The sequence below is a fragment of the Streptomyces sp. Y20 genome (genome assembly GCF_043195475.1).
Lineage (GTDB): Bacteria > Actinomycetota > Actinomycetes > Streptomycetales > Streptomycetaceae > Streptomyces.
Window position 1 is genome coordinate 198,371 of the sequence record NZ_JBIDDP010000014.1, and the last position, 12,815, is coordinate 211,185.

Consider the following 12,815-nt stretch of genomic DNA (forward strand, 5'->3'; position numbering starts at 1 on the left):
CTGCGGCGATCAGCGGCGGTCACCGGGTTCGTCCGGCGTGGCGCCGGGGACCTCGGGGGCGACGTCCCTGACCCCTGTGACGTCCAGCGTGACCAGGGCGCCCACGGTGTGCCGCACCCGCTGGGGGCCGGGCTCCCGGCCGGGTTCCTCGCGGCCGAACCACCTCGGGCAGGCGTCGACGGGCTCCGGGGTCCACGCGCCGGGTACCTGTTCCATACGGTGGGGAGACGGCAGCAGGACCGTTTCCCCGGGTTCCGCGTCCGGGTCCAGGGCACGGTCGAGCCGCTCACGCAGGCGCGGATCGGTGTGGACCACGTACTCCTGGTGCACCAGCTCGATGCCGTGGACGCGGCCGAGCGCCTCCCACTCGGAACCCAGGTGGTTCTCCACCCGGGCCTCGGCGCCGTACCCGGTGTGCTCCCGCCGCTCCTCCTCGCCGTAGGCGGCCAGCCGCCAGGCCACCTCGTCCCCGACCGCGAACGGCGTGCCGCAGCACTCCATCTGCCAATCCTCGTAGAACACCCTCGTGCGTGGCATTCCCCCACCTTGAAGGAACCGGACGGCCACCGCGAGACGTTTTCCCCACGGGCCCGCGGCCGGTACGGTCGCCTGACCGACCGTCCCCGCAGTCCAGGAGCGCGCCCATGACCACCGCCACCACCCGCCACGGCGACCGCAGGGTCAGTCCCGTGTTCGTCGGGATCCTGGCCGTGACGGCGGTGACCGGCTGGGCCACCTGGACCGGGTTCGCCGCGCAGCCGGGCATAGCCGTGTTCCTGTTCGTGACCGCGGCCTGGATCGTCTCCCTGTGCCTGCACGAGTACGCGCACGCCCGCACCGCCCTGCACGGCGGGGACATCACGGTCGGCGCGAAGGGCTATCTGACGCTCAACCCGCTGAAGTACACGCACGCGCTGCTGAGCATCGTGCTGCCCGTGGTGTTCGTGATCATGGGCGGGATCGGTCTGCCGGGCGGCGCGGTGTTCATCGAGCGGGACCGCATCCGCGGCCGCTGGCGGCACAGCCTGGTCTCGGCGGCCGGCCCGCTGACGAACGTGCTGTTCGCGGCCGTGTGCACGGCTCCGTTCTGGCTGCACGCCCTGGACGGCGTGCCCGGGACGTTCCGCGACGCGCTGGCGTTCCTGGCCCTGCTCCAGGTGACGGCGGCGATCCTGAACTTCCTGCCGGTCCCCGGCCTGGACGGCTACGGCGTGATCGAGCCCTGGCTGTCGTACGGCGTCAAACGCCAGGTGGAGCCGTTCGCGCCGTTCGGGCTGCTGTTCGTGTTCGCGGTGCTGTGGCTGCCGTCGGTCAACGGCGCGTTCTTCGACGGGGTCGACGCGATCCTGCGCACGCTGAACGTGGACGGCTTCTCGCAGTACTGCGGTCAGGACCTCTACCGGTTCTGGGAGGGCGCCGACGAGTACTGCTCGGTCAGCCCGTGACGGATCCGCCCCGGGCCACCTTGCCGCGCTTCACGTAATACCAGGTCATGTTGGACGTCACACCCGCCAGCAGCACCCAGACGACGCCCAGCCAGCTGCCCTGGACGAACGAGACGACCGCCGCGGCCACGGCGAGGACGCAGACGACGAGAGGGTAGAGGGCGATGCGGGGCATGGGGGTCGGCTCCTTGCGGGGGACACTGCTTGAGACCAGTGTCCCCCATGGCCCGCCCGGTCTCACACGTCGGTGACGCGGAGCCCGGCGTGCGCCTTGTACCGGCGGTTGACGGAGATCAGGTTCGCGACCAGCGACTCGACCTGGTGGGCGTTGCGCAACCGGCCGGCGAAGACGCCGCGCATGCCGGGGATGCGCCCGGCCAGCGCCTGCACGATCTCCACGTCGGCGCGCTCCTCGCCGAGCACCATCACGTCGGTGTCGATCCGCTCGACCCCGGGGTCCTGGAGCAGGACGGCCGACAGGTGGTGGAAGGCGGCGGTGACCCGGGAGTCCGGCAGCAGGGCGGCGGCCTGCTCGGCGGCGCTGCCCTCCTCGGGCTTGAGGGCGTAGGCGCCCTTCTTGTCGAAGCCGAGCGGGTTGACGCAGTCCACGACGAGCTTGCCGGCCAGTTCCTCGCGCAGGCCCTTCAGCGTGTCGCCGTGGCCGTCCCATGGCACGGCCACGATCACGATGTCGCTGCGGCGCGCGGTCTCGGCGTTGTCCGCGCCCTCGACGCCGTCGCCGAGCTCCGCGGCGGCGGCCTCGGCGCGCTCCGCGGACCGGGAGCCGATGATCACCTTCTGGCCGGCCCGGGCGAGCCGGTGGGCGAGGCCCTTGCCCTGCGGTCCGGTGCCGCCGAGCACGCCGACGACGTACCCGGAGACGTCGGGCAGGTCCCAGGGGTCCTTGGCGGGGGCCTTCTGTGCGCTGTCGGTAGAGGTCATGGCCCGACTCTACGTCCGTCTCCGGGCCCGCAGCGGCTCAGGTCAGCCGCTGTACGGGCACCCGGCGGAAAGTGATCGTCTCGTAGGCGCCGAAGTCGCCGGTCTCGTACAGGAGCCCGACCGTGTGCCGGTCGATCCGGACCAGGTCGGAGTAGGCGGCGGGCAGCCCGTCGACGGTGAACGCCGTGCGCCAGGTGGTGCCGCCGTCGGCGGAGGCGCGGATGGTCATCAGGGCGCGGGCGGCCGGGTCGGCCGGGCCGGAGTAGAGGAGCAGGTCGGGATCGCGGAGCTGGAGGACGGAGGCCTGGCAGACCGGTGCGCTCAGCCCGGCCTGCGGGCGGAAGGGCTTCACGAGGGTCCGGCCGCCGTCCCTGGAGTAGGCGTCGGCGCGGTTGCCGGGCGAGGGCGAGTCGTTGCGGGTATTGAGGTAGACGCGGCCGTCGGGGAGTTCGGCGGCGGTGGTCTCGTTGACGTTGACGTAGCCGTCGGTGTTCTCGTCCACGTAGCCGAGGTACCAGGTCGCGCCGCGGTCGTCGCTGAGCAGGCAGTGCCCGCTGTTGTACCGGGCCTCGGCGCCGGTGTCGGTGCCGGTGGGCGGCAGGGTGTGGTTGGCGGGGACGAGGACGCGTCCGCCGCTCAGCTGGAGGGCGTGCCCGGGGGTGGTGGCGTACCAGCGCCAGCCGGGCCTCTTCACCCGTGCGGTGATCTCCGTCGGGGCGGACCAGGTGAGGCCGTCGTCGTCGCTGTGCCGCACCCACACGCGGCGCCCGTCCGCGTCCTTGACCTGCCCGCGCAGGATGGCGGCCTCGGTGGCCGAGGCCGCGGCGCGGATGTGCACGAGCAGGATGCGTCCGGTGTCGAGCACGACGGGCGCGGGGTTGCCGGCCAGGTTCCTGCCGTTGCTCGCCGCGACCAGGAGCGGACCCCAGGTCCGGCCGCCGTCCGTGGACCGTTTCAGCACGATGTCGATGCGCCCGTGGTCGGCCGGGGAGTCGGCCCGGCCCTCGCAGAACGCGAGCAGGGTGCCGGTGCCGGTGGCGACGACGGCCGGGATGCGGAAGGCGGCGTACCCGTCGTGGCCCGCGCGGAAGGGGACGGTCGCGTCGGTCATGGACGGCTCCTCACTTCTGACGGAACGGGCCCCGTCCCCTTCCCCGGCCGGGCGAATTCCGTGTGAACTCGGTGTGACGAACGGTCCGTTACGGCAGGATGCGGTCGCATGGACGCCGTACGGGTCGCGTTGCTGCGGGAAGTGCTCGCCGGAACCGAGTGGCTGGGCGCCACCCGCAGATTCGCGGGGCTGCTGCGCGGGTCGGTGGTGGCGCACGGGGGCGGGCTGCTGCTGGTGGGCACGCCGGCGTACGAGCCGTGGCATCTGGCCGCGCACCTGGTGGACGAGGCCGCGTGGTCGGGCACACCGGAGCTGGCCCCGACTCTCGTGCGGCATCACGTGCGCCCCTGCGATCCCGCGCACCTGGCCGTCGGGCCGGCCCGGATCGCGGCGGCGCGGCGCGGCGACACCCTGCTGGTCGTGGCGCCCGAGGAGCCCGCGCCGCTGCTGGAGCGGGTGCACGACGCCCGGCGGGCCGGGGTGACGGTGCTGGCGCTGGGCGCGGGCGGGGGCGAGCTGGCCGCCATGGCGCACGACACGCTGGCCGTCCCCGAGGGGGCCGAACTGGACCTGGACAGCGTGCAGCACCTGGTCAGCGCGGCGGCCGGGGAGAACCCGGCCGGGGAGAGCCCACGGGCCCGGCGTCATCTGCGGGACCGCCTGTCGAGGCTGGCGGAGGCGCTGACGGCACCCCCGCCGGCCCCCTGGTGAGCCCCGCCGGGCCGGCCGGGTGCGGCACGGGCCGGCTCAGTCGTCCCGGGTGTCCTGCCCGGCCGGCGTGTCGTGCCAACGCGGGTCGTTCTCCCACTGGAGGTTGCGCTCGCGGGCGGCCTCCATCGCGTGCCCGGCCTCCTGGGCGGAGGCGTAGGGGCCGAAGCGGTCCTTGCCCGGGCAGTCCGGGCCCTCCTCGACCTTGTGGTGCTCCAGGCAGTAGTACCACTCGCCCGGCTTTCCGGCGGTGCGCTTCTTGAACAGGGCCATCGGCAGCTCCTCTCGCCACCGTCATGTTCCCCCAATGCCCGCTCGCTAGACTCGCCGGTATGTCTGGCCAGTCGCTGCTCGTCCCGGGGGAGCTGTCCCCCATCCGTCCGGTTCCCGGAAACATCCGCCGCCCCGAGTACGTCGGCAAGCCCGCGCCGGCGCCGTACACCGGGCCGGAGGTGCAGACGCCGGAGACCGTCGAGGCCATGCGGACCGCCGGCCGGATCGCCGCGCGGGCGATGGCGGAGGCCGCGAAGATCATCGCGCCCGGGGTCACCACGGACCGGCTCGACCAGGTCGCCCACGCGTACATGTGTGACCACGGCGCCTACCCGTCCACGCTCGGCTACCGGGGCTTCCCCAAGTCGCTGTGCACCTCGGTCAACGAGGTCATCTGTCACGGCATCCCGGACTCGACGGTCCTCAGGGACGGCGACATCGTCAACCTCGACGTGACGGCGTACATCGGCGGGGTGCACGGCGACAACAACGCCACCTACCTGGTCGGTGAGGTGGACGAGGAGTCACGGCTGCTGGTGGAGCGGACGCGGGAGGCCCTGGACCGCGCCATCAAGGCCGTCAGGCCCGGCCGGCAGATCAACATCATCGGCCGGGTCATCGAGTCGTACGCCAAGCGCTTCGGCTACGGCGTCGTCCGGGACTTCACCGGACACGGCATCAACACCTCCTTCCACTCCGGCCTGATCGTCCCGCACTACGACAGCCCGCACGCGACGACGGTCATGCGGCCCGGGATGACCTTCACGATCGAACCGATGCTGACGCTCGGGACGCACGAGTACGACATGTGGGACGACGGCTGGACGGTCGTGACCAAGGACCGCAGGCGGACCGCGCAGTTCGAGCACACGCTGGTGGTGACGGAGACCGGCGCGGACATCCTGACCCTGCCGTGACGCCGCGCGGCCGCCCTCCTTCGAAGTCGGGCTCTGTCCCGCACGAAGAGGGACGGCCGTGGCCAGGACGGTTCCGGTGCGCCAGGTGCTCCTCCCGCAGGGGCGCGGTGGTCACGCCCGGACGTCCTCGTCCGTCGTCGTGCGCACACGCGATCCACCCGAACGGGGGCGCGTGTCAGCGTTCGAGGAGGACGCGCCCGCCGATCTCGGTCCAGCCGTGCGGCTGCGGTGCGGTGAGGATCTGGGAACCCGCGCCCTGGGCGATGTTCAGGGCGCGGCCCAGCCGGTCGGTGAGCAGCAGCGCGGCGGCGCCCGTCGCCTCGTCCTCCCCGGCCTCCGCCTCCCCGTCCGGGAAGGCGCGGGCACGCACCCGGCCGGCCGCCTCGTCCTCCCAGGCCCAGGCGTAGAGCCCCGCCCCGGCCGGCGCGGGCGCGCCGAGCGCGTCCACCTCGGCGGCTCCGGCGTACCGGCGCAGGGTGCGCGGCGGCGCCCACTCGGCGCGGGCCTCGATCCAGCTGAACTCGCCGTCCAGCCGGACCCCGACGGCACCGGCGGGCGTGACCAGCTCCGGCACGTCGAGCAGCCAGGCCGTGCCGACGCAGGCGTGCACGGCGAACGGCGGGCGCCGGGCGGGAGTGTAGAGGTCGATCACCCCGCGCTCGGGATCGTCCACGAACACGGTCGTGCCGAAGCCGAGCCTGGCGGCGAGGGCCTGCCGCTCGTCGCGCTCCGGCATCCGCGAGCCGTCGCGGACGACGCCCAGCTCCTTGCCGTACCCGCCGTACGGCCCGCAGAAGACCCGGAGTACGTCGTATGCAGTCACCTGGAGATTCAATCACCGACTCCGTACCGGCCGTGATCTTCCGGCGAGAGCTGAATCACGACCCGCACTGTTCTGGGTGAGGTGAGCCTCATGTAAGTTAGGGCAGCCTCACCAATGCGATCCGGGAGCCTGCATGCGAGCCGTCCGACTGACCGTCACCGCCGCCGCCACCGCGGCCGCTCTGACCGCCCTCTCGGCCTGCACCGCGAAGAGTGACGCCAAGGACGGCGAAGCCGTCCGGGTCACGGCCGCCGACTCCACCTGCGAGACCTCCACCAAGTCCGTGCCGGCCGGCCAGGTGACGCTGAAGATCGAGAACAAGGGCTCCCAGGCCACCGAGGTCGAGATCCTCTTCCCCGACGACCGCATCGTCTCCGAGAAGGAGAACATCGGGCCGGGCACCCGGTACACGCTCACCGCCGAGGTGAAGGCCGGATCGTACGAGGTCGCCTGCCGGCCCGGCATGAAGGGCCACGGCGTCCGGCAGAAGCTCACCGTCACCGGCGGCGGCGGCAGCGCCCGGCGCGACCCGAAGCTGGACACCGCGGTCGCCGAGTACCGCCGGTACGCCCAGGACCAGGCCGACGAGACGCTGCCGCGGACCGAGACGTTCGTGAAGGCGGTCAAGGCCGGCGACCTCGACGCCGCGAAGAAGGCCTACGCCGTCTCCCGCCTCGGCTGGGAGCGCACCGAGCCGGTCGCCGAGTCCTTCGGCGACATCGACCCGAAGGTCGACGTCCGCGAGGACGGCCTGGAGGACGGCCAGAAGTGGACCGGCTGGCACCGGCTGGAGAAGGCCCTCTGGCACGACAAGAAGATCGGCGCCGAGGAGAAGGCACTCGCCGACCGGCTGGTGACGGACCTCAAGGACTGGCAGAAGCGGGTCGGCAAGGCCGAGATCACCCCGACGTCCATGGCCAACGGCGCCAAGGAACTGCTCGACGAGGTCGCCACCGGCAAGGTCACCGGCGAGGAGGACCGCTACGCGCACACCGACCTCGTCGACTTCAAGGGCAACGTCGAGGGCGCCCAGAAGGCGTACGAGCTGCTGAAGCCGGTCGCCGCGCACAACGACCCGGCGCTCACCCGGGAACTGGACAAGCAGTTCACCACCCTGGACGCGCTGCTGGACACCTACCGCACGGATCCCGCCCACCGGACGGGCTACGACTTCATCTCCTACGACAAGGTCGGCAAGGACCGCCGCAAGGAGCTGTCGGACGCGGTCAACGCGCTCGCCGAGCCGCTGTCCAAGCTCGCCGCCGCGGTCGTGAAGTAAGCAGAGGGGCAGGGCGATGACCGATACCCAGGGCAGCACTCCGTCGCGTCGCGCGCTGATCGGCTGGGGCGGGGCCGGGCTCGCGCTCGGGGCCGCCGCGGCCGGCGGCACGGTGGCGATGACCAGGACGGGCGACGACGTGGACCCGGTGGCCGCCGAGACCGGCGGCGCGGTGGAGTTCCACGGCGCCCACCAGGCCGGCATCGCCACGCCGGTCCAGGACCGGCTGCACTTCGCCGCCTTCGACGTGAAGACCGACGACCGCGACGCGTTCGTGCAGATGCTGAAGGACTGGACGGCGGCGGCCCGGCGGATGACCACGGGCAAGGCGGTCGGCGAGGGCGCCTACGGCGGGCTCGCCGAGGCCCCGCCGGACGACACCGGCGAGGCCCTCGGGCTCAAGCCGTCCCGGCTGACGCTGACCATCGGGTTCGGGCCCTCCCTCTTCGACCGGTTCGGGCTGAAGGACAGGCGGCCCGAGGCCCTCGTCGACCTGCCCGCGTTCCCCGGCGACAACCTGGACAGGTCCCGCACCGGCGGCGACCTGTGCGTCCAGGCCTGCGCCGACGACCCGCAGGTCGCCGTGCACGCGATCCGCAACCTCGCCCGGATCGGCTTCGGCAAGGTCGCCATCCGCTGGTCGCAGCTGGGCTTCGGCAAGACGTCCTCGACCACCCCCGGCGCGCAGACCCCGCGCAACCTGATGGGCTTCAAGGACGGCACCCGCAACATCGCGGGCACCGAGACCGACCGGCTCAAGAAGTTCGTGTGGGTCGGCGACGGCGACGGCGACACGCGGACGGACTGGATGACCGGCGGCTCCTACCTGGTCGCCCGGCGCATCCGCATGAACATCGAGACCTGGGACCGCAGCTCCCTCCAGGAGCAGGAGGACGTGTTCGGCCGGGACAAGCGCGAGGGCGCCCCCGTCGGCAAGGCCCACGAGCACGACGAGCCGTTCCTGAAGGCGATGAAACCGGACGCGCACGTGCGGCTCGCCCACCCCGACTCCAACAACGGGGTCACCATCCTGCGCCGGGGCTACTCGTTCACCGACGGCACCGACGGCCTCGGCCGCCTCGACGCGGGCCTGTTCTTCCTGGCCTACCAGCGGGACGTGCGCAAGGGCTTCATCCCGCTCCAGCGGAAGCTGTCGGCGCACGACGCGCTCAACGAGTACATCCAGCACGTGGGTTCGGCGGTCTTCGCGGTGCCCCCCGGCGTCCGGGACTCCGGCGACTGGTGGGGCCGCACGCTGTTCTCGAAGGAGGCGTAGCCCGTGTTCTCCAACTACCTGATCGGCCTGCGCGAGGGGCTGGAGGCGTCGCTCGTCGTCTGCATCCTGATCGCCTACCTGGTCAAGACCGGGCGCAGGGACGCCCTGAAGCCCATCTGGATCGGCATCGGCATCGCGATCGCCATCGCCATGGGCTTCGGCTCCGCCCTGGAGTTCGGCTCCCAGGAGCTGACCTTCCAGGCGCAGGAGGCGCTCGGCGGCTCCCTGTCGATCGTCGCCGTGGGCCTCGTGACCTGGATGGTGTTCTGGATGCGGCGCACCGCCCGGCACCTGCGGTCGGAGCTGCACGGCAAGCTGGACGCGGCCCTCGCCCTCGGCACGGGCGCGCTCGTCGCCACCGCGTTCCTCGCGGTCGGCCGGGAGGGCCTGGAGACGGCGCTGTTCGTGTGGGCGTCGGTGCACGCGGCCTCCGACGGCACCCCGCGCCCGCTGGTCGGCGTCGCCCTCGGCCTCGCCACGGCCGTCCTGCTGGGCTGGCTGTTCTACCGCGGCGCCCTGAAGATCAACCTGGCGAAGTTCTTCACCTGGACCGGCGGCATGCTCGTCGTCGTCGCGGCGGGCGTACTGGCGTACGGCTTCCACGACCTCCAGGAGGCCGACTGGGTCCCGGGCCTGACCCACCTGGCCTTCGACATCAGCGACACGATCCCGCCGGACAGCTGGTACGGCACCCTGCTGAAGGGCGTGTTCAACTTCCAGCCGGACCCGACGGTCGTCCAGGTCTCGGTGTGGGCGCTGTATCTGGTCCCGGTGCTCGCGCTGTTCCTCTCCCCGGTAGGGTTCGCCTCCGGTAAGGGGAAGGTGAAGCAGCCGGATGACCAGGGAAAGCAGCCGTCGACGGCTTCGCAGGCGTGACCGGAACGCACTCATAGCGGCCTGCCTGACCGCTATGTCGATGACGGCGAGCGGCTGTGTGGTGGTGCACGGGGAACGCGTGGTGCTCCCGGCCGCCACCCGCGCCGAGGCCGCCAGGGCGCTGACCGCGTTCACCGACGCGTACAACAAGGCCGACAAGGCCTACGACAGCTCCCTGGACGCGCCCTACGTCACCGGTTCCGTCGCCGACATCGACTCCGCCCGGCTGAAGGCCGGGCACACCAACAGCCCCGCCGGGAACGCCCGGCACGCCCCGCTGGCACTGACGGACGTCACGTACACCATCCCGAAGAAGGCCGGCTGGCCGCGCTGGTTCGTCGCCGACGCCCGGAGCAACAAGGGCGGTGCCGTCCGCTGGGTGCTGGTGTTCACCCGGCACGGCCGGGGCGAGCGGTGGCAGGTGGCGTACCTGACGCTCATGGCGCCCGGCGCCGTACCGAAGTTCCGTACGGACAAGGACGGCTGGGCCGAGGCCGTACCGGCCGGCTCCCCGGGTCTGGCCGTGCGGCCGGACGCGTTGAGCGCCTCGTACACGTCGTACCTCAAGAGCGGCGGCGGGACCTTCGCGGACGGGCGCGACACGAGCGTGCTGCGCGCGGACCGCAAGAAGGCGGCCGAGAAGCCCGGCCTGGTACGCCAGTTCATCGACGAGCCGCTCACCCACGGCGACTACGCGCCGCTCGCGCTGCGCACGTCGGACGGCGGAGCGCTGGTGTTCTTCACCACGCGCCACTTCGAGAAGCGGACCGCCTACCCGGGCGCGAGCGTGCCGATCCCGAGCAAGGACGTCCGGGCCCTCGTCAAGGGCGACGTGAAGCAGTCCCTCACGCTGGAGTCGATGGCCGGTGAGGCCGCGCTGGACCCGCCCGGCGGCCCGGTACGGATCCTCGGCCGCGTCCAGGGCCTGACGGGCGGACAGGGGGCCTGAACGCGCGGGGCTCGTGCGCGCCGGCGCGGGACACGGCCGACGGGGTCAGTGGCGCGGCGGCCAGGCCGCGGCCGGGTGGGCGGGCTCCTGGGCCGCGTACCGGGCGCACGCGTCGGTGAGCGCCTCCAGCAGGGTCAGCGGGTCGGGCAGCGGCTGCTCCGGGCCTCGCACCCAGCGCACCCGGCGGTCGTCACCGGGGAGCCGGGCGGGCGGCACGAGGACGTAGGAACCGCGGCAGTGCCAGCGCAGGCCCGGGTGCTCGTCCATCGTCTCGGGGTGGCAGTCCAGCTCGCAGGGCCACCACTCGTCCTCGACCTCGGGGGTGCCGCGGGTGAGGGTGAAGAACAGCATGCGGCCGTCGTCGCTCTCCGCGACTGGGCCGACCTCGACACCCGCGCCGAGCAGCCGCTCCACGGCCTCGCGGCCGGCCTCCAGGGGCACGTCCAGGACGTCGTGCACCATGCCGGTGGCCGTGATGAAGTTGGCCTGCGGCTGATGCCGGGCCCAGCGCTCGATCTGACCGCGCTCGGTGGTGGACTGGGTCTGCCAGGCGAACGACACGGGGTGCCGGGCCGGGGTGGGACAGCCGACGCGGTCGCAGGAACAGCGGTAGCCGGGGGCGGGGTGCGCGGCCGGGGCCAACGGCAGGCCTGCCCCGGCGGCGGCGAGCAGCAGGGCCTCACGGCCGTCGTCGCCGGCCGCGGCTCTCGGGCGGCGCCCCGGCAGCCACCGGGAGAGTTTGCCCTGGAGACCGGTCCGGCCGCCGAACGTCGCGCTCATCTGTCCCCTCGCCTCGCTGTGTGCGGACAGCTTGCCTCATCGACCTATCTTCCCTCCGCCCCGGGGCCCATGGGGACAGTTCCGGCCCAACCGGGCGAGACAACCCTCACAGCACGCCCGGGAGCTTCGCCGCGAACCGGCGGCCGAGCTCCTCGTCGACCGGGCCCTCCGCGGCCGGAGCCCGCGAGGGCGCCTCGAAGCACGGGTCGAGCAGCCCGTCCACCGTGGCCGGGAGCACCGCCCTGAGGCCGGCGGCCAGGTCACCGGTGCCGGGTGGCGCGGACGGGCTGCTGCCCCGCCTCCCGGGCCGCCCGCGTGGAATGCCCGGCGGGGCCTCTCGCTGCGGCGGGCGGCGTCGGGGGCGGACTTGCCGACCGGGGGACCGAAGCAACGAGGGGCGGCGCGGACTACGGCACGGAGCCGTCCGGCGGCCACGCATCGCCCCAGTCGGTGTCCCGGGCCGCCCGGTACAGCTCGCCGTGGCGCTTGGTCACCGTCGTCCGGGTCAGCCGCTCGCCGGCCTCGCACAGGTCGAGCAACACCTGCCCCTTGCGGATCTGCGGGCGCCGGACCACACGGGCGGGGGCCGGTGCGGCGGGCAACCGGGTGGCGGCGACGTAGGCGAACTTCTCGTCCTCGTACGCCAGCGAGCCGCCCTTGACCTGGCGGTGCAGGGAGGAACGGCCGACCCGGGCGGAGAAGTGGCACCAGTCGGTGCCGGGGGCGATCGGGCAGGCGGCGCTGTGCGGGCAGGGCGCGGCGACACGGAACCCGGCCCCGACGAGCCGGTCACGGGCCTCGATGACCCGCTCGTAGCCGGCGGGGGTGCCGGCCTCGACGATCACGACGGCCCGCGCGGCGCTCGCGGCCGCGTCGACGAGGGCGGCCCGGTCGGCCGCGTCGAGTTCGTTGAGGACGTACGACACCGTGACCAGGTCGGTGTCGTCCAGGGCGAGGCCGGTGCCGATGCGGGCGCGCTGCCAGCGGGCGCCCTCGAGGGCCGGGTTGGCGGCGGCCAGCTCCCGGCCGAGGGCGAGCGCGGGCTCCGCCCAGTCCAGCACCGTCACCGGGCGGGTGCCGTCCCAGGTGGCGGTGACCGCCCAGGTCGCGGCGCCGGTGCCGCCGCCGACGTCCACGTGCCCGGCGGGCACCCAGCCGGGCACGGCGTCGGCGAACGCCGCCAGCGCCGAGCGGACCGCCTCGAAGGTGGCCGGCATCCGGTAGGCGGCGTACGCGGCGACGTCGGCGCGGTCGCGGAGGATCGGTGCGTGGGTGGGGGTGTCGCCGCGGTAATTGGCGATCAGCCGCTCCACGGCTCCGGCGACCCGCGACGGCGGCAACCCGGCCAGCAGCCCACCGAGGGCCCCGCGCAGAGTCTCGGCCGGGGACGGGGATACGGGGTGGTTCACCTGCCGATTGTACGAGGGCGGGGGGTG

General features: G+C 73.2%; 16 protein-coding genes. 7 read left to right on the forward strand and 9 right to left on the reverse strand.

What is annotated here, in order from left to right; all coding sequences use genetic code 11:
* Positions 1–9: 9 nt before the first annotated feature.
* The gene (locus ACGFT1_RS29470; RefSeq protein ID WP_373912023.1) at positions 10–537 is read right to left on the reverse strand and encodes a DUF6578 domain-containing protein; all 528 of its coding nucleotides are present in this window, start codon (positions 535–537) and stop codon (positions 10–12) included.
* Between the two features lie 107 nt (positions 538–644).
* Here ACGFT1_RS29470 and ACGFT1_RS29475 point away from each other — a divergent pair, with 107 nt between their 5' ends.
* The gene (locus tag ACGFT1_RS29475; RefSeq protein ID WP_373912024.1) at positions 645–1,445 is read left to right on the forward strand and encodes a site-2 protease family protein; all 801 of its coding nucleotides are present in this window, start codon (positions 645–647) and stop codon (positions 1,443–1,445) included.
* Here the strand turns inward: ACGFT1_RS29475 and ACGFT1_RS29480 are convergent.
* From ACGFT1_RS29480 to ACGFT1_RS29490, 3 genes are all read right to left on the reverse strand, one after another.
* On the reverse strand, positions 1,435–1,620 hold the full coding sequence (locus tag ACGFT1_RS29480) for a hypothetical protein (protein ID WP_373912025.1): 186 nt from the start codon (positions 1,618–1,620) through the stop codon (positions 1,435–1,437). The two genes, ACGFT1_RS29475 and ACGFT1_RS29480, sit on opposite strands and share 11 nt — an antisense overlap.
* A 62-nt stretch (positions 1,621–1,682) precedes the next feature.
* On the reverse strand, positions 1,683–2,387 hold the full coding sequence (gene npdG / locus ACGFT1_RS29485; RefSeq protein WP_373912026.1) for an NADPH-dependent F420 reductase: 705 nt from the start codon (positions 2,385–2,387) through the stop codon (positions 1,683–1,685).
* 37 nt (positions 2,388–2,424) lie between these two features.
* Positions 2,425–3,498, reverse strand: coding sequence for an exo-alpha-sialidase (locus ACGFT1_RS29490; protein WP_373912027.1), 1,074 nt, complete (start codon positions 3,496–3,498; stop codon positions 2,425–2,427).
* Positions 3,499–3,606: 108 nt separating this feature from the next.
* Here ACGFT1_RS29490 and ACGFT1_RS29495 point away from each other — a divergent pair, with 108 nt between their 5' ends.
* Entirely contained in the window at positions 3,607–4,209 is a 603-nt protein-coding gene (locus tag ACGFT1_RS29495) for a hypothetical protein (protein WP_373912028.1), read from the forward strand.
* Positions 4,210–4,245: 36 nt separating this feature from the next.
* On the opposite strand, the gene ACGFT1_RS29500 is transcribed toward ACGFT1_RS29495, so the two are convergent.
* Complete coding sequence (locus ACGFT1_RS29500; protein ID WP_373912029.1) at positions 4,246–4,479, reverse strand: hypothetical protein; 234 nt, start codon at positions 4,477–4,479, stop codon at positions 4,246–4,248.
* A gap of 59 nt (positions 4,480–4,538) precedes the next feature.
* Between ACGFT1_RS29500 and map the strand changes: the two genes are divergently transcribed.
* On the forward strand, positions 4,539–5,396 hold the full coding sequence (gene map / locus ACGFT1_RS29505) for a type I methionyl aminopeptidase (protein ID WP_373912030.1): 858 nt from the start codon (positions 4,539–4,541) through the stop codon (positions 5,394–5,396).
* Between the two features lie 175 nt (positions 5,397–5,571).
* On the opposite strand, the gene ACGFT1_RS29510 is transcribed toward map, so the two are convergent.
* On the reverse strand, positions 5,572–6,219 hold the full coding sequence (locus ACGFT1_RS29510; protein ID WP_373912031.1) for a PhzF family phenazine biosynthesis protein: 648 nt from the start codon (positions 6,217–6,219) through the stop codon (positions 5,572–5,574).
* Between the two features lie 133 nt (positions 6,220–6,352).
* On the opposite strand from ACGFT1_RS29510, the gene efeO reads away from it, so the two are divergent.
* From efeO to ACGFT1_RS29530, 4 genes are read left to right on the forward strand one after another with little or no spacing between them, the layout of a single operon-like run.
* Entirely contained in the window at positions 6,353–7,498 is a 1,146-nt protein-coding gene (gene efeO / locus ACGFT1_RS29515) for an iron uptake system protein EfeO (protein ID WP_373912032.1), read from the forward strand.
* Positions 7,499–7,514: 16 nt separating this feature from the next.
* A complete protein-coding gene (gene efeB, locus ACGFT1_RS29520; protein WP_373912033.1) occupies positions 7,515–8,774 on the forward strand; it encodes an iron uptake transporter deferrochelatase/peroxidase subunit in 1,260 nt (419 codons plus the stop codon).
* A 3-nt stretch (positions 8,775–8,777) separates the two neighbouring features.
* Complete coding sequence (gene efeU / locus ACGFT1_RS29525; protein WP_373912034.1) at positions 8,778–9,650, forward strand: iron uptake transporter permease EfeU; 873 nt, start codon at positions 8,778–8,780, stop codon at positions 9,648–9,650.
* Positions 9,610–10,599: a hypothetical protein gene (locus tag ACGFT1_RS29530; RefSeq protein WP_373912035.1), complete on the forward strand. Its 990-nt coding sequence runs from the start codon at positions 9,610–9,612 to the stop codon at positions 10,597–10,599. Before efeU ends, ACGFT1_RS29530 begins: the two co-directional genes overlap by 41 nt.
* 45 nt (positions 10,600–10,644) lie before the next feature.
* Here ACGFT1_RS29530 and ACGFT1_RS29535 read toward each other — a convergent pair whose 3' ends face one another.
* From ACGFT1_RS29535 to ACGFT1_RS29545, 3 genes are all read right to left on the reverse strand, one after another.
* On the reverse strand, positions 10,645–11,379 hold the full coding sequence (locus ACGFT1_RS29535; RefSeq protein WP_373912036.1) for a bifunctional DNA primase/polymerase: 735 nt from the start codon (positions 11,377–11,379) through the stop codon (positions 10,645–10,647).
* Positions 11,380–11,485: 106 nt separating this feature from the next.
* Entirely contained in the window at positions 11,486–11,617 is a 132-nt protein-coding gene (locus ACGFT1_RS29540; protein ID WP_373912037.1) for a hypothetical protein, read from the reverse strand.
* 169 nt (positions 11,618–11,786) lie between these two features.
* Positions 11,787–12,788, reverse strand: a complete 1,002-nt coding sequence (locus ACGFT1_RS29545; protein ID WP_373912038.1) for a small ribosomal subunit Rsm22 family protein — start codon at positions 12,786–12,788, stop codon at positions 11,787–11,789.
* Positions 12,789–12,815: the final 27 nt, after the last annotated feature.